Below are 21,343 nucleotides of genomic sequence, written 5' to 3' on the forward strand. Positions count from 1 at the left end.
ATAAAATCGCACCTACATATTAATTACACCGAAGTTTAAAAGCTTCGCTTTTCGCACGAGCAAGCTCAGCGCCTACAACCCAAAAGCGCGAGATAAACTCCCGCCTGCATCACGAACTGCAAATTCTGCCTTACACGTCATACCTTGGCTTTTCTTCCGCTACTAAATCCAGCCCAGCATTTGGTTGCTGATATTTAAAACTAGCCGCTTTTTCAAAACTGCCTTTCGCTACCCATAACTTTGCACTGTTAACCTGTGCAACCTGATACGCCCAATTACTTACTGCAAGTGACTTATCTGAATCACAATTAAAGTAATCACTAAGTTCAGTTGTTAAATGCTGGCTATTAATCACTAAATTTTGTTCTTGCCAGCGTTCGCGGTGAAGTTGCGCAGCTAAGAAGTCACTTTTACTGTTATTACAGGTGCTATGTGCTGCCACAAAGTTATGACCTAAATCATTTGCGTAGCGAGCAAACGGTATAAAGTGATCAACCTCGGTTTTACTGTTCAGTGGTTTTTCGCAATAAAAACAATTACCGTGCTGAAGCTCTATCAACACAGGCTTTGCCTTACTCAGTGCATTGCGATCAAAGCCGAATAAAAAATCATGTAGTTGGCTTTGCGGGCCAATTAAGGCTTGGTTATGCTTAATACTTTGAATTTTTTGCAGCCATGCATTTTTTGCTAAATAAACAACTAGGTCGTAAAAACGCCTAAAGCAGCCTGCAATACCTTCATTTAAGGTGATGTATGATTGGCCTTTAATATGGGGATATAAGAAACACTCTTCTTTGCCATTTAATTTTTGTAATAGCCACAGCGGGCCGTCTTTAATGGTTTTTAGTGTTGAACTGCGTATATTTTTCCAACCGTAGCTCTTTTTTAGCTGGCTAATAGAATTAATATTATTTAATTTTGCATCATGAAGCGTAGTTATAATCTTGGCTTGTTTATTAGAGTTGGTATTTTGTAAAAGTAGTTGCTCTCTATTATTACCAATTGCGCCAAATGGCGATGCTTGGTGCCAATATAAAGTAATGAATTTATCGACTAATTCATCAAATTTTATTTGTAACTGTGCTTGCGGATCGGCGTGATGTTTTTCGATACTAATATCAGCCAGTGCATGTAAAAGCGCAAACTTATAAGTAGCGCTAAAATCACCTTCAACTAATAAGCGCTGAATATAAGCAATAAAGTCGAGCTGTTGCTGCATTGATCCAATCATAAAACGTGCACTACTTTAATAAGTGCATTTAGCCATACTTCACTTTCGCGCTCTGGGCGCTTGTCAACACTTTGCCATTGTTTAATAGCTTTTAACTGCGTTTGGCTAAGTAAATGCGTTAAAGCATTTTCATTTAAATCGGTAAATTCACGCCCATTATGCACACGCTCTGTATCGCCATATTTAAACGATACATACAAAACGCCATTCGGTTTAAGCGCACGTTGTAGGTTTAAAAACACCAGCGGTAACTCAACTTTTGGAACGTGTAATAAACTAGCGCAGCACCAAATACCGTCGTATTGATTTATACACTCAAGCTCTTGAAAGGTTTTAACCGCTACAGGTTGTTGTAAGTAACTGCTTGCCAACTCTGCCAACTCTGGGCTTGCATCAAACGCACTTACAGTAAAACCCTGCGCTTTAAAGAATGCGGCATCGCGCGCACTGCCACAACCGGCATCTAAAATACTCCCGTGTTGTGCAACGTGCGGTAAAAACTCAGCATAAAGCGCCGACATATCAACGTTAAGTGTTGAGTCGCTAAAGGCTTTGGCGTTTTGATTGTAATAAGTAAGTGTGGTGTTTGACACGAGACTCACCGCTCCTTGGCTAATCGTTTAACAGCTAAGACACTGTTAATACTGCATTCATTATTTGTTTAATCTACAGGAACAGGCGCATTAAATATAGGCTTAATAAGTAGAAATTTTTAAATTAATACGCTGTTATTATTAAGTGCTTATGTTAGGTGATACATACGCAGTATAAAATTTAAAATGCAATACAAACGCCCTTCTATAAACACCTGCATACTAGGCGTTCTCATAATTACGGATGGTTTTTACATATTCATACAAACCCGCGCCGCTAAAATACAAAAGCTAGTTTATACTGTTGTAATAATGAGCAAAATAATAACTATGAGGCGTAATGAATAAATTAATTACCATATTTTTATGTTTGCTGTTTACGGCTCCATTTAATGTATTTGCTTGTGAAAGAACCTTTAGCGTGGCATCGCACGATGCTTTTTGGCCGCCTTATGTAATGGGCATTAACGGTAAGCTGCAAGGCTCGGAGGTTGATGCACTTAACATTATATTTGCTGACTCCCCTTTTTGTTTTGAAGTTAAGTTACTACCAAATTCTAAGCGGGCTTTTATTGAGCTTAAATACGGCCGTATTGATTTAGGATGGGCAGCAAGTTATACCGATAAACGCGCTAAATATGTGCACTTTAGTGATAACTACCGAACTGAAGTTATGCGTTTATACGAAAACAAAAATAATCAGCATAGCGTTAAAAACCTCGAAGACATTTTTAAACAAGGCTTTATTGTTGGCGCTAACTTTGGAAGCTATTACGGCGAGGAGTTTGAGCAATATAAAACAACGCATAAAAAACAGATTGAATACACCAGTGCAACCAGTAAACGCTTTGAAATACTTAATAAACAACGTATTGATTTTGCTATTGAAGACGAGTTAGTGGGTGCTTATTTTGGCCAAAAGGGCTCAAATATAAAATTAGTAACCAACATTGAGCATGTAAATAAAGACGATATTTATTTAATGTTTAGCAAAAAAACGGTGTCGGTTACTGAGCTTGCAGTAATTAATGAGCATATAAACAAAAACAAAACAGCACTTAAAGCGCTGTTTAAATACTAGGAGTGTAATGAAAACTTTATTTTTAACATTTACTACACTGCTATTTACTCACTTTAATGCCCTTGCGTGTTCAAAAACATTGGTAATGGGCACTAACGAAACTAATTGGCCGCCTTATCTTGTAAAACAAGATGATACATTTTTAGGCACAGAAGTGGATGCTGTTAGGGCTATTTTTAAAGATTCAAAATTTTGTATTAAATGGACTTATTTTCCGAGTTTTTCGCGTGTTCAAGCTGAGCTTAAAAATGGTCGAGTAGATATAACCTACGCGGCAAGTTATACAGAACAACGTGCTCAATATGCGCACTTTAGTTTGCCTTATCGCGAAGAAATAATGCTGCTTTATAAACATAAAGATTCGGCTGATGTAAGCAGCTTGGCTGATCTTTTTAGTCAAGATTTTACAGCAGGTATTAACCGAGGAAGCTTTTTTGGTGATGAGCTTGAACAACTCAAAACCAAATATTCAAAACAGGTCGTGCTTACTGCTCAAGCAAATAATCGATTTAGCATGTTAGATAAAAAACGAATCGACTATGTTATTGAAGACTCCGTGGTTGCGCAGTACTTTGTAAAAAAACACTCCTCAATTTCGCAGGTAAAAACTATTACACCGATTAACGTTAACAATGTGCATTTTATGCTAAGCAAGGAGTCGCTAACACTTGATGACGTAGCGACTGTTAATCAGTTAATTACCAAAAACGAGGCGGCTATAAAGTCAATTTACCAACCTATGCATTAAAACATAGCTAATAACTTATCTATTTGGCGCACCCTCTTTAGTATTGCTTGGCATTAGTAATTATTTACATTGTGGCTGTAAGCACATTCAACACTACATACACTAAAAATAGTAACTTAAAACCGAGAATTGCCGTTATTTTTACTTGGTTATAAATTAGCTGCCTTTTATCTTTCATTCGTTGTGGCTGATCTGTATAATTCGCCAGCTAATTTACCCTATTGTCTGGTTCTTGTTTGTGGCGTTTTGCTGCAGCGTACTCCTGTCAGTACTAATCTAGGATTACCTTTTTTGATCTCCACCGCAAATATTACGATGCAGTTTGGCGCAGAGCCGTTGTTTGAAAACATTTCAGCTAAATTTGGTAACGGTAACCGTTACGGTTTAATTGGCGCTAACGGCTGCGGCAAGTCGACTTTCATGAAAATTTTAAGCGGTGCGCTTGTTCCAAGTGCGGGTAATGTGTCTATTACTCCAGGGTTAAAAGTAGGTAACCTAAGCCAAGACCAGTTTGCTTTTGAGCAATACAGCGTTGTAGACGCGGTAATTATGGGCGACGTGGAGCTTTGGAAAGTAAAGCAAGAACGCGAACGTATTTACTCGTTACCAGAAATGAGCGAAGAAGACGGTATGAAAGTTGCCGATCTTGAAAGTGTATTTGCTGAAATGGACGGTTACACAGCTGAAAGCCGCGCTGAAGAAATTTTGCTTGAAGCAGGTATCGATAAAGAATTTCATTACGGTTTAATGGCAAACGTTGCCCCAGGTTGGAAACTACGTGTGCTTTTAGCACAGGCGTTATTTGCAAACCCTGACATTTTGCTACTTGATGAGCCTACCAATAACTTGGATATTCATACAATTACGTGGCTTGCTAACGAGCTTAACAAACGTAAATGTACGATGATTATTATTTCGCATGACCGTCACTTTTTAAACTCGGTATGTACACACATGGCCGATATTGATTACGGTGAGCTGCGTATTTACCCTGGTAACTATGAGAAATTTTTAGAAGCTGCGGGCTTACAACGCGAGCAACTTTTAGCTGAAAACGCTAAAAAGAGCGCTGAAATTGACGAGCTACAAGACTTTGTTAACCGTTTTGGTGCTAACGCTTCAAAAGCTAAACAAGCAAGTTCGCGCGCTAAAAAAATGGATAAAATTAAGCTTGATGAAGTTAAATCTTCAAGCCGTATGAGTCCATCGCTTTCGTTTGACGAAGGTAAAAAAATGTATCGTCAGGCGCTTGAAGTTAATAAGCTTGGCCATGGTTTTGATGGCGAAACGTTATTTAGCGGCGGCGACTTTTTACTTGAAGCTGGCGCTAAGCTTGCTGTAATTGGCGAAAATGGTGTGGGTAAAACTACATTTTTACGCTGTTTAGTAGACGAGCTTAAAAGTAATGAAGGCGAAATTAAATGGTCTGAAAATGCGAGCTTTGGTTATTGCCCGCAAGACAGCACTAAAGATTTTGATAACGATTTAACGTTGTTTGATTGGATGTCGCAATGGCGTACAGCTAAGCACAACGATTTAATGGTTCGTGGCATGTTAGGCCGTTTGTTGTTTACAGCTGACGATTCAAACAAAAAAGCGCGTAACTGTTCTGGTGGTGAAAAAAACCGCCTGTTATTTGGTAAGTTAATGATGCAAGACGTTAACGTGCTTGTTATGGACGAACCAACTAACCACATGGATATGGAAGCCATTGAAGCGCTTAATAACGCGTTGAAAGATTTCCAAGGTACGCTTATTTTTGTAAGCCATGACCGTGAGTTTGTTTCGTCATTAGCTACACGTATCATTGATATTAAAGATAAAAAAGTAATCGACTTCCAAGGTACGTTTGACGAATACCTAGCAAGTTGTGAAGAGAAAAAAGCGTAAACTTTTTCTTATTACTTATAAAAACGGTGCTAAATTTAGCGCCGTTTTTTTATGTGTAGAATTTGAGTTTAACTATAAATTAATAAAGGCTTAAATAAATAATTCACTAAGAGGTTAAGAGACGCTACGCTTTTAGAGTCAGTGATAAAATACTCGTTTCTGGCTTGGTTCTTCTCATTTACTCCTCTTTGGCTTCTCCTAGTGCAATAGTTTTTCAAGTAAATAGTTCACTAATGGTGATATAAGACGCAGCGCTTTTAAAGTAAGTGATAAAATAAAAAACACTGTTTTTTGACTTAATTTTTCTTAGTTACTGCAGCATCGCTTTCTCTTATGCAATTAATAGCTCTTATCGCAGAGCTAATTATTCACATTATTTTATTGGTAAATTCTGCATACCTCACTGCTTTAAATCTAGTCATATTCTCCTGTAAGTCTTTGTCACTTAATGCTAATGTTGATGGAGTGAATTATTTAAAACTTTAATAGCTAAACCAAGAGGTAACTATGTCTAATTGGGTTGAAGCAACAGTAAAAAATGTCACGTGGTGGAGCAAAACACTCTTTAGCTTAACCGTTAATGCAAACGTAGAGCCGTTTAAAGCTGGTCAATTTACAAAGCTTTCAATAATGGATGGCGACAAACGTATTGCTCGGGCTTATTCATATGTGAATGCCCCTGAAAACCCCGATCTCGAATTTTATCTTATTAACGTAATTGACGGTTTGCTCTCTCCTCGTTTAGCTACCTTAAAACCTGGCGACACCGTATTAATAGAACAACACGCAACCGGCTTTTTTACCCTTGATGAAATACCACAAAGTGATCAGCTTTGGATGTTAGGGACTGGCACTGCCATAGGGCCTTTTTTATCGATATTACAACAGCCCGATGTATGGAAAAAATACAAAACTATAAATTTAGTGCATGGCGTACGTTTTAATAACGACTTAAGCTATCAGGCACTTATTAACGAGCTATTAAGAGTGTACCCAGCACAACTCAACTATATTCCTGTTGTAAGTAGAGAGGAGCCATTACAAGGCTTAAGTGGGCGAATTACTAACGCAATTGAGAGCAACCGCTTGTTTGAATATGTAAAATTAAACCCTGAGCCTAGTAACGCGCAATTTATGATTTGCGGAAATCCACAAATGGTAAAAGACACAACCGCGCTACTTCTCGATAAAAACTTTACGCGTAACCGCCGTAAAAACCCCGGCAACATTACGGTAGAGCAGTACTGGTAGGCTTCAGTGGTGGTATTAACTACCCGATAACGTTAAAATTTGCTATGTTGCACCCTTATACTAATTTTATCAAAAATATGATCATTCTATCGCATTGAATAACTCACTAACTGCGTTAAAAATTATTCATATAGAACAGCTATATGTCACAATTTTCGCGTTGTTATTGCGCTATTTTTTAACGCTATAATAGATCGCCTATTTAATGTAATTGGTATTACACGTATTTAGTGTTCATTTTAGGAAAGTTATGAAACCGTTATCTATTATTTTAGCCTCATTAGTCACTACCGTTGCGCTAATTACTTATGCTGCAGAGCAAAGCGAGCCTGAGCAAAAAGAGCCGCAAGTTGAAGCTCAAGCAAGCGTTGAAAAGCCAAAAGTTGAAAATGAGCAATCAGTAACTCAAACCGACACTGACGACAAAGTAAATACGCTTGAATACAAAGCGCCAGAGCTTAAAAAGCCAACAATTGATGCGACTAAACCAGACGATTCAAAAGTATTAGGTAACGAGCAAATTAAACCTGCTGAAAAGCCTAAAAATAAAATAGAAAAAGCAGTGGCTGTAGCCGAAGCTGAAAAAGCAGTAACGCAAGCAAAAGAAGCACTTACAGTTAAGCAGCAAACTAAAGCTAAACAATCGCGCGAATCACTTGCTGTGGTAGAGCAGTTAGTTAAAGCATATAACGCACGTAACATTGAAGAGTTTCTTCGTGTATATGCCGAAGATGTTGAGTTTTATATTTTCCCTAATGAGCTATTATTTAAAGGTAAAGAAAAACTAATAGAACGTTACGGGCTAATGTTTAAAAAGTTAAAGTGTATTCACTCATCACCAATTAAGCGCATAGTGCACGGTGATATAGTGATTGATCACGAACTTTCAGAAACCTGTTCAACTGACGAAAACGTAGTTGATAAACGCTCAGAACTTATTTCGAGTTATCAAATTAAAGATGGGAAAATAGTACGCGTACTGTTTTTTAGATAAAGGCTTTAAATGCAAATAAATGACGACAAAAAAATTCGCTTAATGTATCGCATTGAGCCAGGTTGCCTTGGACCTAAGGGTGCTGAGCATATTGAAGATTTTTGTCGTTTTGCAAACAAGCATATTAAATCCCCCTTTTATGGCCAATTTGTATTTTTACCACGTTACGATAAAACCATAGACGAGCGACAATACAGCGTTAACAGCCGCAATTTATCACTTGCTCAAGCTCGGGCTTACTTAAAGCACTTTGATATTAATATTGAAGAATTTGAAGAACAACTCGACGAGCTCCTCACAAAAGCGATTGATTTATACTTTAAGCGATAGCGTTTAATTGCTGTTGCTTAGGTATTGCCTCCCCTCAAACGTACATTTTTATTTATTTTAATTATTATTAAAAAGCTGCGCGTCTACGGTAAGCATTGTATCGAATTTGACGTAATACGTTGTTTTGTAGATGTAGAGCTTGCTCACGTTAGAAGCGTAGCTTCTCCTTGTTTTGTGTATAGGGTTTGATACATATGTAGCTTAACAATTTTGTAAAAGCGTTGCTTTTAAACGCCAGCAAGCTGCACGTCTACAGGTGTTTATACCAAAGTTTAAGAGTATGACTTGTAGAGCACTTTCTTACACGAGAAGCACAGCTTTTGATTACTTACTCACCTAAAAATTACGTTTTTACATGCTGCCATGGCTGCCCCTCTACACAAAATTTTAAAAGCCCTAAAAACAAAAAAAGCGGTGTTAATTTTAACACCGCTTAATGCGAAATATATTTAGCTTTAGTAAGCTTGGATTACAACATAGGTTTTATAACATCAAACACAGCTTCTATATGGTCGTCTCTGTCGTTTAGTGCCGCTATGTAACGGTATTTTTCGCCGCCTGCGTTTTCGAATATTTCACGGTTTTCACCTTCTAGCTCTTCAAGTGTTTCTAGGCAGTCGGCGCTAAAAGCAGGACTTATAATAGCTACATCGGTAATACCTTCATCAGGTAAGGCTGCAAGAGTTGCGTCGGTATAAGGCTTTAACCACTCTGCTTTACCAAATCGACTTTGAAAAGTACTAATTACTTTGTCTTTATCAAGGCCTAGTTTTTCGACAACTAAACGCGTGGTTTGTAAACATAGGCAATGGTACGGATCGCCGCGATCTAAAAACAATTTAGGCATACCGTGATACGAAAAAACAATTTTTTGTGGCATACCATTCGCTTCTAAATCCTCACTAATACTATTAGCAAGTGACTCAATATAACGGGTGTTTTTATGATAGCCATTTATAAAATGAAGCTCTGGCACCCAGCGCCATTTACGCAGTACGCTCGATACAGCATCAAACGTAGAACCCGTAGTTGGGCTAGAATATTGCGGGTACATTGGTAAAATAATTATACGCGTTAAACCTTTATCACGAAGCTCTTCAAGACCTGCCTCTATTGAAGGGTTGCCATAACGCATTGCCATTACTACTTCAGTATTGGTATAACCTTGCTCTTTTAATAAGGTATTTAACTTTACACTTTGCTGGCGAGTGATGTGAGTAAGCGGTGAGCCGTTTTCGGTCCATATACTCTCGTATAATTTAGCCGAACGTTTTGGGCGTACGCGTAAAATAATGCCATGTAAAATTATCATCCATACCAAGCGTGGTATTTCTACAATGCGTGGATCTGATAAAAATTCGCGTAAATATGTACGAAGCGCAGCCGCTGTTGGTGCATCAGGGCTGCCTAGGTTAGTTAGCAGTATTCCCGTTTTTTGGTTAAAACGCCCATCATGGGGGTTGTCAGTAACCGCAGAAAATCGCGACACAGAGTGCTCCTTCAAGCAAATTCAATAATCTATTTTATGCACATTGTAACGAAAAAAACTGCGGTTTAGATCAATCATTTAGCAGTTTTCACCATTATTCTGAACGGAGTTGGTTTTTTCGATTCTAGCTGTTGGAGTTTTTCTATCGATTTACTGCCAAATACATGACCTTTGGGCAGCAACATTATGCCCGTATGGCTGTGTAGAGCATGGCCGAGTACCATTTGATCTTTGAGTTCATGGGCGTTACAAATTAGCACTGATCCTGCTGAACTTTTTTGTTCGTGTAGTTTTGCATGGCTTGCTTCAAGTGCACGTACAATTTTAGGATGATAAAACGATCCACTATAAAGTTTTACACTTTCGAGTGCGTCATCGTGGCGCTGCTTTTCATCACTTGCATTGCTCTGCTCAAACGCATCCCAATAGTCGCGCGCTAAACCTAGCACCATAGCGCCTATTGGTATGTCGTTTCCGGCAAGGCCTTTGGGCATTCCGTTTCCGTTAAAGCGCTCAAACTGATAATAAATAGCATCCGACAAGTCATGTAAATGTATTGCTGGCATTAACATTAATTGTGCAGTACTTGGGTGAGTATAAAAGGTTTTGCGTTGTTGCTCGTTTAAGCGGTTAACTGGTTTTTTATAAAGATCAGGATCCATAGCAAGCAAGCCTATTTGCGCCAAGTAACCAGCCATAGGGGCAAGATCAATGCTTTTTTGCGACAAGTTTAAGTAAAGTGCTATTTGTGTGCAGGTATTAGCAATATTTTGTGCTTTGTTGCCATCTAGGTAAGGGTTTGCGTTAACAAAATTATATAGCAGCTCTACGGTCGATTTATGCTCTTGTTTTTCGCGCTCGTTGGCGTCTTCAAGCTTTTTTAAAACCTGTTTGATTTGTAAGGTGCGTTTTTCTACCCGTTGTTCAAGCGAATTATTAAGCTCTAGCAACTCTTGGTTTTGCGCTTTAACTTGTGCCTCTAATTTTTGATTTTGTTTTTTTAGTGCAAATTTTTCTAGGCTATCTCTAATGCTACGAAGTAATAAATCGTTTTGCCAAGGCTTTTGAATATAACCATTTATTTGGCCCTGATTAACAGCCGCTAAGGTGGTTTGTATGTCGGCGTAACCGGTTAATAAAATGCGTTGGGTGTCGGGTGCCAGCGCACGCGCTTTTTCTAAAAACTCGGCACCGTTCATTACCGGCATACGCATATCGCTAATAATTAAACCAAACTCATGATTTTTAAAAAGTGTTAATGCGTTTTGCGGATTATCGCAAACAATAACCGTTAAGCCATTTACTTCAAGTAGTCGTGTTAACGTACGTAGTACTATTTCATCATCATCAATGCAAAGTACATCAACCTGATTTATTGGTGTGCTTGGTGTTACTTGAGTCATTGAGTCGCCTTTAAATTACTTCTGGTTAAATAATAGCTTAAAAAAATATTCTATGGTGTGTTTGTGACTACCTTTTATATTAAGTGGTATTTATATAATGGAGTTATTAGCAATAAGTGGATAATTACTCATGCATAAAATTAGGACTTGGCTGCACTAAAGTTGCAAATTTGCATACAGACGACTAAACGTTAAGTATAAAGTTATCTATATGGATGAAAGGAATGAATGGATCAGATGGTAATTTTGAACGTGCTTTTTTAAACGAACAAAAGCTGCGCTTGGCCGCAGAACAATTACTCAAAGATAAAAGCACCGTTTTAGTTGCCATAAATAATGAACTACAAAAAAAAGTAGCCGATTTAGAACACCAGCAAATGCTGTTTGTGCAAACCGAAAAAATGGCAACCTTAGGAACGCTTTGTGCAGGCGTAGCCCACGAAATAAATACCCCGCTTGCCTATGCAATGAGTAATATAGAAAGCTTACAAAATTCTACCCCTTTGCTTATCACGTTGCTAAAACTTAACGAGCAATACTTAAACAATGAAATTAAAGAGAGCCGTTTTAAACACGAAATAGACATACTCAATTTACAGTATCCGTATGCGTGGCTTTATAACAATTTGCAGGGACAAGTTAACGACAGCGTTGAAGGACTCAAACGAATAAAACAAATTGTGCATGACTTATTAAACTTTGCCCACCCATCCTCCTCGCAAGATAAGCAACTAACCGATGTAACAACGGGTGCTAATAATGCTTTAAGATTATTAAGTAACAAACTCAAACTATGCGAGATAAAAACGCGGTTTGAACCACTACCACTTATTTGGTGCAATTTATCGTCAATTAATCAAATTTTTGTAAATCTATTAATGAATGCTTGGCAAGCATGCGAGCTTGATTTAGAAAAAGGCTGCATTATTGAAGTCAATATTTTTGAACTAGACACAAATATCTGTATTGAGGTAAAAGATAATGGCTGTGGAATGAGTGAAGACACAATAGCGCATATGTTTGACCCTTTTTACACAACAAAAGAAGTAGGAAAAGGCACCGGTATGGGTATGACACTTGTATACGCTATGGTGAGCGATCACGGTGGAAAAATAGAAGTTAACAGTACATTAGGCACAGGTACGACCATTCGCTGCCTATTACCTTTAAAAGCGTAAACTAACGAACAAAACCACAATGTAAATAAAAAGTTAACAGATCTTTTTTTGAAGTTTAATGCCCTTGCAGCATGTATTTTAATCGATTAAAGGTGGTTTTTTCTTATCTTGAAATTTATTTGCATACTTAGACCAAATATTTAGTTTTTTTCATTTCTTTTTGTTTGCATATGTTGCTAGGATGTTTGCAACAGGTTATGAGCATCATAACCACACACATATTATTAAGAATACAAAAAAACAGGGTCGTCACTATGTCAACATACCGTTTAAACACACTTGCTGTAGCCGTTGCTTTCGCGTTCAGCGCACCAAGCATTGTTAACGCAGAAGAAGCACCTGTGCAAGCTGCTAAAAACATAGAGCAAATATCTGTATTAGGGTCGCGTGTATCTAACCGCACCTCTACAGAGTCTTCTTCTCCTATTGATTTAATTGACGCAGATGATTTAACTAAAGGTGGTTTTACCGAATTAGGCCAAAGCCTTCAAGCGACAGCGCCTTCATTTAACTTTTCGCGTACACAAGTATCAGACGGTTCAGATTTATTTAGACCTGCAACACTTCGTGGCTTACAACCAGATCAAACCCTTGTATTAGTAAATGGTAAACGTCGTCATAACCAATCAATTTTTGGCCTTAACGGTACAGTAGGCGCAGGCGCTGCGGGTACTGATATGAATGCCATTCCGCTAACAGCGCTTAAAGGCGTTGAAGTATTACGCGACGGCGCTGCAGCGCAGTATGGCTCTGACGCTATTGCAGGTGTTATTAACTTATCTCTTAATAACTCAACCGGTATTACAACGGGTTTTGTACAATACGGCGGCACAAGTGAAGGTGACGGCGACACTATTTCAGCAGGTTTAAACCGTGGTTTTGAATTAGGTAACGAAGGCGGCTTCATTAACCTATCGCTTGAGTACCGTGATGCCGACGGCACTAACCGTGCAGAGCGCGATACGGGTGGTTCGCTTAATGTTGAACCAGGTACACTAAGTGAAGATGTACGCTGGGGCCAAGGTAACTCAGAAAGTGAATTTACGTCGTTATTTTACAACATGGCATTACCAATGGGCGACGGCGAGCTTTACTCGTTTGGTGGCTACTCTGAGCGCACGGCGCTGGGTAATGGTTTTTACCGTAACTTTAACGAAGCCTCTAAAAACGTAACACAAGTATACAGCGATGGTTTTTTACCGCGCATATATAACGAAGCACAAGATATTTCAGTAGCGCTTGGTTTTAAAGGCGATATAAACACAGATTGGACTTACGATGTATCTGCTGTTTATGGTGAAAACCAATACGATTTTACATCACGCAATACATTAAATGCTTCTTACGCGGCTGAGTATTTATTTAATAACCCAAGTGCAAGCGATGCCGACATTGCAGCAAACTCAGGGCCTACTGGCGGTTACTCAGGTGGTTTTAGATTCGATCAAACAACGGTTAACCTTGATGTAAACGGTATTTTAGATATTGGCCGTAGTGAGCCTTTATATGTAACAGTAGGCGCCGAATACCGTAAAGAAAACTACGAAATAGTGCCTGGCGATGAAGCATCATACGCGTGTGGGTTAGCAAATATGGATACTTCGTACCCATCAGTAAACGATCCGGATCAATTTGCACAGTGTGGTTTTCAGGCTTATAACGGCCTTCGCCCTGAAGCGGCTAACGACAGCGACCGTAACAGCTACGCAGTTTATGTAGACGTAGAAACTATGATCACCGACGCATGGAACGTAAGTGGTGCACTACGCTATGAAGATTTCTCAGATGCTGGGGATGATTTAATTGGTAAATTAGCAACACGTTATGAATTTTCAGATGACTTTGCAGTACGTGGTGCACTGTCTACTGGTTTTAGAGCGCCATCACTTCAACAAAGTGGTTATACAGCTTTTACAACTAACTTAGGCTCAGACGGCACGTTAACGCAGTCGTTCACTGCAAACACCGGTACAGCCTTCCCAAGTGCGTTAGGCGTAGATAGCTTAGAGCTTGAAACATCAACTAACTATAGCGCAGGTTTTGTTTACGATGTAACAAGCGAGCTTTCGTTAACGGTTGATTTTTACCGTGTTGAAATTGAAGACCGTATTACACTTGGCAGCTTGCTTTCGGCTGACGATGTATCGTTTAGCTCAGAAGCGGTTGCAGCGCTACAAGCAACTGGTGCAGTGCAAGCTAACTACTTCTCAAACTCGGTTGATTCTACTACGCAAGGTGTTGATATTATTGCATCGTACCGCACTGAAGTTGAAGGCGGTAATTTAGGAGTAACCTTTGCAGGTAACCTAAACGATACTAAAATAGACAGCGTAAACGCAGAAGACGGTATTCCTGAAGCGGTTGCTTTTGACGATTTACAACGTAGCTTTTTTACCGACGGACAACCGAGCGAACGTGCAACGCTTACGTTTGACTACGAACGCGATGCCTACACATCAACCATTCGTTTTAACTACTTTGGCGAAACAGACGTAAAATACTTTGGTAACGACCATATTTCATTACCAGGTGAGCTTTCGCCTACGGGTTCATTTAAACCAACAAGTACGGTTGAGTCTGCTGTGTTAGTTGATTTAAATGTTAGTTACCAAATTAATGACATGTTTGCGCTTTCGGTAGGTGCCGATAACGTATTTGACGAAACACCAGATGAATTAGGCGACGACGAAGTACTTAATTTTATCACCAACGGCGCATTTAAATACCCTGTACGCGCATTGCCATACGGCTTTGACGGCAGAACGTATTACGCAAAAGTAAGCTTTAGCTTTTAATTTATAAAGTAAACTAAGTAATTATAAGCGCAGTTATTAACTGCGCTTTTTTTATGCTTTTTTATTATTAAAAAACTACCAAATGGATGTTAAAAATACTTGCGCGGTTGAAAATTAAGCCTACAATCGCCATCTCTTAAATAGGCCAATATAAAGGCCTCTTTATTATTTAACTTAAAATAACCATTAGTTGATAGGAAATATATGACTAAAAAATCTAAAGCAAAAACCGTAAACACCAGCGCGGTAGACACAGGACGAGGCGTTATAAACCACAATGCACTAGCGGCGATGGTCACCTCTAAATTATTTAAACCACAAGTGGTTAAAGCTAAAAAAGGCAAAGGCTCGTTTAAACGCAACAACAAGCATTCAGGACAAGTGTCCTATTTAATCGCGGCTTAAATAGCACCGATCAAATAGGGCTTTTGAATATAGTAAGCGAGGTTTTATACCTCGCTTTTACTTTTAGTTCTTTATTATTTTAACTTCCAAGCTGTCCTCTAAAATCGCAGCGCCTCTAAACCTCTTTGTGAATAACAGCCCTTAAAATATGAATGCACAAAGAGAAGAAAAAGAGGAGTAAATGAGCAGACAAAGTCCATTTTTTTAAGCTATATGATATTTCACCATCGAGGCGCTGTGCGTTACACAAAGAAAACACGAGTAATGTTAGTCACTGCTCCTTGTTTTCTCCTTCACTTCTCGGTGGTGATTAAGTTACTTGTTACTAATGCAGCCGACTAAATGTAAAAGCGGTGCTTTTAAACGCCAGCAAGCTGCACGTCTACAGGTGCTTATACTCAAGTTAGAAGTGTCATTTTTAACCTTTAAAACTATTATTTTTAACTGTTTGTGATGGGTTTTCACCAAATAGTTGCGTGTAATCTTTAGCAAATTGTCCCGCGTGCCAAAATCCCCAATTGGCTGCTATTACTGAAATAGGCTTATCTTGGTTTGGTTTTTTTAGCTCTCGCCTTACATTATTTAAGCGTGTTAAACGTAAAAACCGCAAAGGGTTAATTCCTAAAATACTCTCAAAGCTATACTGAAGTGTGCGCCTACTTACAAAGGAAAGCTCGCACAGCTCGGTTATTGTTATTGGGTTTTGTGGATTTGTGGCCACGTAATCTTTTACTTTATCTACTACGGCTTTTCGGTGTTTATAACTTGGCGCAATATTTTGCTGCGGATTGTCTGCTTGTAATAAGTGTAGTGCCAACATGTTTAGCATATCTTGCTGTGATTCGGTTCTAAGTCCGAAGCCCTTGCCTACAACCATGCTATTAATTATTTGTCTTGCCGTTTGCAAAGATGAGTTGCTCACTGATAAACGAGCTGATTGTGCAGATGCCAGGTTTTTCAATGTTACGCCTTGGAGCTGCGCCATATATTCAATTGAGTTCCAATCGATTACCAAACCATAAATATTAAATTGCTCGGGGGTTATCAGCTCAAAGTCGTTATCACTTGTACGGCACATAAATTGATTACTTGCCACACCTAAACCATTAATTTTACTTTGCTGCGACAGACAAGGAATACCAAGCCAAACCGAATTAGGGGCTATGTTACATTGCTGACGAAGCGCTCGCTCAGTGTATTCTTTAAACACATGAATATTGGCGTAATCCGTTTCTTCAATACAACCATAAAAGCTGCCGTCGCTCATTTGATCGTATTTTTGCTGCCATTGAGTAAGGCTATAGGCTTGCTCGTCTATATCGTGTGTTTGCACCTTGCTCTTTAGTGGTGCGTTGTAGCTACTTTGCTGCGCCATATAGGGATGCTCTTTTTCGTTACACTTTTATTATGGTTAAGTTAACACCGCTTTACGTATGTAACCAATTGAATTGGATTAATAAATAATCTTTTGCCGAAATTCGATAGTTACTTGGTACAAAATAAGCTGTCTTGTAACTATTCAATATTGATTTATAGCTAAAGATGCAGCAAAACCTATACCAAGGTTGATCATATTAGCTATGTGGAGTAAATCATGGGGCAAGCGTACAGTTACACTTTAGGTACACACACTTATAAATTTAAGAACTTAGCCCAGTTAATGGCTAAAGCTACACCTCAGCGTTCGGGTGTTCGCTTAACGGGCGTAATTGCACAATCAGCACAAGAACGTGCTGTGGCACAAATGACATTGGCGGATATTCCTCTTAAAACATTTTTAAATGAGGTACTTATTCCCTACGAAGATGACGAAATTACACGCTTAATTATTGACGAGCACGATGCGAATGCCTTTATGGCTATTGCACATTTAACCGTAGGCGATTTTCGTAATTGGCTTTTAAGTGACTTTGCAACACCTGCTGTACTTGCAAGTATAAGGCAAGGTATTACACCGGAAATGGCTGCTGCAGTTAGCAAAATAATGCGCAATCAAGATCTCATATTAATTGCTAAAAAGTGCCATGTTACGAGTGCTTTTAGAAATACTATTGGCCTCCCTGGGCATTTATCTACACGTTTACAACCAAATCACCCAACTGACGATATTAATGGTATTGCTGCATGTATGCTTGATGGGCTGCTATACGGTAATGGCGATGCAGTAATAGGTATAAACCCTGCAACCGATAACGTTGCCCAAGCCATTAAATTAATGACGTTAATGGATGATGTTATCCAAAAGTACGCCATACCGACCCAAAGCTGCGTGCTCACCCATGTTACTAACACCATTGAATGTATAGAAGCTGGCGCACCGGTTGATTTAGTATTTCAATCAATTGGTGGCACAGAGGCTACTAATTCAAGTTTTGGTTTTAATTTAAATACCTTAGCTGAAGCGCAAGATGCGGCTTTGAGTTTAAAGCGCGGCACTGTTGGCAATAATGTGATGTATTTTGAAACTGGGCAAGGCAGCTCGCTTTCTGCAAATGCGCATCATGGGCTTGATCAGCAAACGTGCGAAGCTCGCGCTTATGCCGTTGCTCGTAAGTTTAACCCGTTACTGGTAAATACCGTGGTGGGGTTTATTGGCCCTGAATATTTGTTTGATGGTAAAGAAATTACCCGAGCAGGACTTGAGGATCACTTTTGCGCTAAGTTACTAGGCATACCGATGGGATGCGATGTGTGTTACACCAATCATGCAGAGGCTGATCAAAACGATATGGATAACTTGCTTACGCTATTAGGTGTTGCTGGTTGCTCGTTTGTAATGGGAATACCTGGCTCTGACGATATTATGCTTAATTACCAAACTACGTCGTTTCATGATGCATTATATGTTCGCCGTGTACTTGGCTCTAGACCTGCCCCCGAGTTTGAAGCATGGCTAAGCAAAATGAAAATAATGCAAAGCACTTCCGATATTACACTTTCAGATACCTTGCCTCCCGCTTTTGCTAAACCTCTGGGTGCAATTACTGGAGGTGGCTCATGAAATCACGTTTAAAACAGAGCACTCCTTTAGATGACTCAGTAAACGAGCATAAAAATAACGGTAATGTAGTGCATAACCCTTGGAGTGATTTACGTCGTTTTACCGACGCCCGTATTGGGCTTGGGCGTGCGGGTATAAGTTTACCCACCTCAGAAATGCTGGCTTTTCAGCTATCTCATGCACAAGCACGCGATGCGGTGAGTTTTCCGCTTGATATTAACAAAATGACTGAGCAACTAGGCAGTATTAGTGCTCTAAAAGAGGTTGCCCCTCCCCTGCATTTACACAGCCAAGCCGTTGACAGGGTTACTTACCTTCAGCGACCCGATTTAGGCCGCAAGCTTGATGAAAATGGTAGGCAAATACTTCTCAGCTATATGAATAAACAAAAGCACACTACACAGGCTAAATACGATTTAGCGATTGTAGTGGTTGATGGACTCTCCTCGTTAGCAGTACAAAAAAATGCATGCCCATTTATAACAGAGCTATTAGCGCACCTTACAACAGACAAGCAATTTAAAATTGCCCCCATTACTTTGGTTGAACAAGGTCGAGTAGCAATTGGCGACGATATAGGTGAGTTGCTAAATGCGCAGGTAGTTATGGTGTTAATAGGAGAGCGCCCAGGACTTAGTTCGCCAGATAGCCTTGGCTTGTATTTAACATGGGAGCCTAAAACAGGACTTAACGATGCATGTCGTAATTGCATATCGAATATTCGCCCAGCAGGCCTACCTTATACAGAAGCGGCTAGGCGTGCGCTGTACTTATTACGTGAAGCTAAAAAACTAAAACTAACTGGGGTTAATTTAAAAGACCGTACACAAGACGATGTAATTGAGCATCAGGTTTCAACCACTAACTTTTTAATTGCTGAGTAATTTTAATTAAAAACACATGAAATAAAACAATAAAAACTAAACATCAACGGAGAAGGGTTATGTCTACTAATAATACAGAGTACCTTGCTAAAAGACAGTTAAAACGAGGTACTGCGGGGTGGTTATTACTCGCAGGTTTGGGTGTGTCGTATGTAATATCGGGTGACTTTGCAGGTTGGAACTTTGGTATTGCCGAAGCGGGTTGGGGTGGCTTTGCCATTGCTGCAGTGTTAATGGCAGTTATGTATTTAGCGCTGGTATTGTCGCTTGCTGAAATGTCAGCTGCAATACCTGCAGCAGGCGGTGGTTATAGTTTTGCGCGCCAAGCTATGGGGCCTGCGGGAGGCTATTTAACCGGGCTTGCGGTATTAATTGAATACGCCTTAGCACCCGCTGCTATTGTTATTTTTATAGGCTCTGCAGTTGAAGCCCTCACTGGATTTAATGGACCATGGGTATATGCATTATTTTACTTACTATTTGTGGGAATTCATTTAGCAGGCGTAGGAGAAGCACTTAAAGTAATGATGGTAATAAGTGGTTTAGCAGTATTAGCTATTATTGCAACGGCTTTTGTTTTAATTACAAATTTTGATGCATCACGCTTATTTGACGTCCCCGTAACCGATGCAGTGGGAGCCAGTGAGTTTTTACCTTTAGGTTGGTACGGGGTTTGGGCTGCATTACCGTTTGCCATGTGGTTATTTTTAGCGGTGGAAGGTGTACCGCTTGCTGCAGAAGAGGCAAAAGATCCCGCTAAAGATGTGCCAAAAGGCATTATTGGTGCAATGATCTTTTTGTTATTTACTGCTTTTTTAGTTGTTGTTTTAGTGCCTGGCGCTGGCGGTGCTGCTGCAATGGGCGCAAGTGCTGTACCTTTGGTTGATGCATTAAATGCATCGGGTAGTGAGGGCTTAGCAACTGTAGTAAATATATTAGGGCTTGCGGGTTTAGTTGCTTCGTTTTTCTCTATTATTTATGGTTATAGTCGCTTAGTGTTTGCTTTATCTAGAGCCGGATATTTATCGCGTTCGTTGTCGATTACGACTAATCGCAAAGTGCCAGCACGTGCGTTGATTGTACCTGCCGTATTTGGTTTTTTAGTATCACTCAGTGGCGAGGGTGATTTAATACTTGCAATGGCTGTAGTAGGTGCAACTGTATCGTATGCATTGATGGCGCTGAGCCATATTTTGCTACGCGTTAAACAACCTGATTTACCTCGCCCGTATAAAACCCCTGGTGGTGTAGTAACTTCAAGTATTGCTTTAGTGCTTTCGCTTATAGCATTAACCGGTGTGTATGCGTTCGACCCTCGTGCATTTTTATACACTATGATGCTGTTTATTGTGGGCGCCGTATATTACTTTGGCTACAGCTCAAAACACTTAGTTGCTAAAAGCTCTGATGAAGAGTTTGCAATGTTGGCAGATGCAGAATCTGATTTAGAAATGGCTAAGTAAATATTAATAGTTATTATAAGTGAGGCTAGCCCTCACTTATATTTTTATACAAGCAACACGGTGTAAAAATAGTGCCTGCATGTAAACATCAAGCCCCTTCTCTACTTTATTAATACCATTTAAAGCTAAAACTTTATGCTGCCGCGTAGCGCTTTGTTTTGCCCATGTTTGGTTTTTTTGTCCATGCGCTTTCGCTGTGAATTACGGCTGGGCTTGGTGGCTCGGCGCGCCTTATTAACTACCGTAGCACTAAGAATTAAATCCTTTAAACGCTTAAGGGCATCTTCTCTATTTAGCTCTTGGGTACGATGGCTTTGCGCTTTAATAATTAAGACGCCGTCTTTGGTAATTCTTGTATCATTTAAGGCAAGTAAGCGTTCTTTGTAGAAGTCAGGTAATTTAGAGCGGTTAATGTCAAAACGTAAATGAATTGCACTTGCGACTTTATTAACATTTTGACCACCGGCACCTTGCGAACGAATAGCTGTGAGCTCTAGTTCCCATTCATCGATAGTGACAGTATTTGAAATTGTTAACATTGTGTTCAGCTCTATTTGTCAAAAATGTATTATATCATCAGTACATTAGCTTGTGGTGAATCAACTAA

At 39.5% G+C, this 21,343-nt stretch carries 18 protein-coding genes; 12 read left to right on the forward strand and 6 right to left on the reverse strand.

The window, feature by feature from the left end; all coding sequences use genetic code 11:
• Nucleotides 1-130: 130 nt before the first annotated feature.
• The gene (locus tag H5120_RS12820) at nucleotides 131-1,231 is read right to left on the reverse strand and encodes an HNH endonuclease (protein WP_182674784.1); all 1,101 of its coding nucleotides are present in this window, start codon (nucleotides 1,229-1,231) and stop codon (nucleotides 131-133) included.
• Nucleotides 1,228-1,824: a bifunctional 2-polyprenyl-6-hydroxyphenol methylase/3-demethylubiquinol 3-O-methyltransferase UbiG gene (locus H5120_RS12825; protein ID WP_182674786.1), complete on the reverse strand. Its 597-nt coding sequence runs from the start codon at nucleotides 1,822-1,824 to the stop codon at nucleotides 1,228-1,230. The genes H5120_RS12820 and H5120_RS12825 overlap by 4 nt, the downstream gene beginning before the upstream one ends.
• A gap of 340 nt (nucleotides 1,825-2,164) precedes the next feature.
• On the opposite strand from H5120_RS12825, the gene H5120_RS12830 reads away from it, so the two are divergent.
• From H5120_RS12830 to H5120_RS12855, 6 genes are all read left to right on the forward strand, one after another.
• A complete protein-coding gene (locus tag H5120_RS12830) occupies nucleotides 2,165-2,905 on the forward strand; it encodes an ABC transporter substrate-binding protein (RefSeq protein WP_182674788.1) in 741 nt (246 codons plus the stop codon).
• 7 nt (nucleotides 2,906-2,912) lie between these two features.
• Nucleotides 2,913-3,653, forward strand: coding sequence for an ABC transporter substrate-binding protein (locus tag H5120_RS12835; RefSeq protein WP_182674790.1), 741 nt, complete (start codon nucleotides 2,913-2,915; stop codon nucleotides 3,651-3,653).
• A gap of 291 nt (nucleotides 3,654-3,944) precedes the next feature.
• The gene (locus H5120_RS12840) at nucleotides 3,945-5,543 is read left to right on the forward strand and encodes an ABC-F family ATPase (protein WP_076914907.1); all 1,599 of its coding nucleotides are present in this window, start codon (nucleotides 3,945-3,947) and stop codon (nucleotides 5,541-5,543) included.
• Nucleotides 5,544-6,050: 507 nt separating this feature from the next.
• Nucleotides 6,051-6,794, forward strand: a complete 744-nt coding sequence (locus H5120_RS12845; RefSeq protein WP_182674792.1) for a ferredoxin--NADP reductase — start codon at nucleotides 6,051-6,053, stop codon at nucleotides 6,792-6,794.
• A gap of 250 nt (nucleotides 6,795-7,044) precedes the next feature.
• A complete protein-coding gene (locus H5120_RS12850; RefSeq protein ID WP_182674794.1) occupies nucleotides 7,045-7,788 on the forward strand; it encodes a nuclear transport factor 2 family protein in 744 nt (247 codons plus the stop codon).
• Nucleotides 7,789-7,797: 9 nt separating this feature from the next.
• Nucleotides 7,798-8,118 (forward strand): hypothetical protein, encoded by a 321-nt coding sequence (locus tag H5120_RS12855; RefSeq protein WP_002962108.1) that lies wholly within the window; start codon nucleotides 7,798-7,800, stop codon nucleotides 8,116-8,118.
• A gap of 469 nt (nucleotides 8,119-8,587) precedes the next feature.
• Here the strand turns inward: H5120_RS12855 and hemH are convergent, their stop codons facing one another.
• Both hemH and H5120_RS12865 read right to left on the reverse strand, forming a co-directional pair.
• Nucleotides 8,588-9,607, reverse strand: coding sequence for a ferrochelatase (gene hemH, locus H5120_RS12860; protein WP_024597461.1), 1,020 nt, complete (start codon nucleotides 9,605-9,607; stop codon nucleotides 8,588-8,590).
• 74 nt (nucleotides 9,608-9,681) lie between these two features.
• The gene (locus H5120_RS12865) at nucleotides 9,682-11,010 is read right to left on the reverse strand and encodes an HD domain-containing phosphohydrolase (protein ID WP_024597460.1); all 1,329 of its coding nucleotides are present in this window, start codon (nucleotides 11,008-11,010) and stop codon (nucleotides 9,682-9,684) included.
• Nucleotides 11,011-11,234: 224 nt separating this feature from the next.
• Between H5120_RS12865 and H5120_RS12870 the strand changes: the two genes are divergently transcribed.
• The 3 genes from H5120_RS12870 to arfA all read left to right on the forward strand — a co-directional run bounded on the left by H5120_RS12870 (nucleotide 11,235) and on the right by arfA (nucleotide 15,388).
• Nucleotides 11,235-12,188, forward strand: coding sequence for a sensor histidine kinase (locus H5120_RS12870; RefSeq protein ID WP_182674796.1), 954 nt, complete (start codon nucleotides 11,235-11,237; stop codon nucleotides 12,186-12,188).
• A gap of 254 nt (nucleotides 12,189-12,442) precedes the next feature.
• Nucleotides 12,443-14,983, forward strand: a complete 2,541-nt coding sequence (locus H5120_RS12875) for a TonB-dependent siderophore receptor (protein ID WP_182674797.1) — start codon at nucleotides 12,443-12,445, stop codon at nucleotides 14,981-14,983.
• A gap of 204 nt (nucleotides 14,984-15,187) precedes the next feature.
• Nucleotides 15,188-15,388 (forward strand): ribosome alternative rescue factor ArfA, encoded by a 201-nt coding sequence (gene arfA, locus H5120_RS12880; protein WP_182674799.1) that lies wholly within the window; start codon nucleotides 15,188-15,190, stop codon nucleotides 15,386-15,388.
• Between the two features lie 418 nt (nucleotides 15,389-15,806).
• Here the strand turns inward: arfA and H5120_RS12885 are convergent, their stop codons facing one another.
• Complete coding sequence (locus H5120_RS12885) at nucleotides 15,807-16,763, reverse strand: helix-turn-helix domain-containing protein (RefSeq protein ID WP_182674800.1); 957 nt, start codon at nucleotides 16,761-16,763, stop codon at nucleotides 15,807-15,809.
• A 219-nt stretch (nucleotides 16,764-16,982) separates the two neighbouring features.
• On the opposite strand from H5120_RS12885, the gene H5120_RS12890 reads away from it, so the two are divergent.
• Genes H5120_RS12890 through eat form a run of 3 tightly spaced genes read left to right on the forward strand, consistent with a single transcriptional unit; the run spans nucleotide 16,983 to nucleotide 20,736 of the window.
• Complete coding sequence (locus H5120_RS12890; protein ID WP_182674802.1) at nucleotides 16,983-18,389, forward strand: ethanolamine ammonia-lyase subunit EutB; 1,407 nt, start codon at nucleotides 16,983-16,985, stop codon at nucleotides 18,387-18,389.
• Nucleotides 18,386-19,273 carry an ethanolamine ammonia-lyase subunit EutC gene (eutC, locus tag H5120_RS12895; protein WP_182674804.1) on the forward strand — a complete coding sequence of 296 codons (888 nt, stop codon included), beginning with the start codon at nucleotides 18,386-18,388 and terminating at the stop codon, nucleotides 19,271-19,273. Before H5120_RS12890 ends, eutC begins: the two co-directional genes overlap by 4 nt.
• Before the next feature lie 59 nt (nucleotides 19,274-19,332).
• Complete coding sequence (gene eat, locus H5120_RS12900; protein ID WP_182674806.1) at nucleotides 19,333-20,736, forward strand: ethanolamine permease; 1,404 nt, start codon at nucleotides 19,333-19,335, stop codon at nucleotides 20,734-20,736.
• 125 nt (nucleotides 20,737-20,861) lie between these two features.
• Here the strand turns inward: eat and arfB are convergent, their stop codons facing one another.
• Nucleotides 20,862-21,275, reverse strand: a complete 414-nt coding sequence (gene arfB, locus H5120_RS12905; RefSeq protein WP_002959105.1) for an alternative ribosome rescue aminoacyl-tRNA hydrolase ArfB — start codon at nucleotides 21,273-21,275, stop codon at nucleotides 20,862-20,864.
• Nucleotides 21,276-21,343 lie beyond the last annotated feature (68 nt).

It is taken from the genome of Pseudoalteromonas sp. SR43-2 (assembly GCF_014163885.1).
In the GTDB taxonomy this organism is placed as follows: Bacteria; Pseudomonadota; Gammaproteobacteria; order Enterobacterales; family Alteromonadaceae; genus Pseudoalteromonas; species Pseudoalteromonas distincta.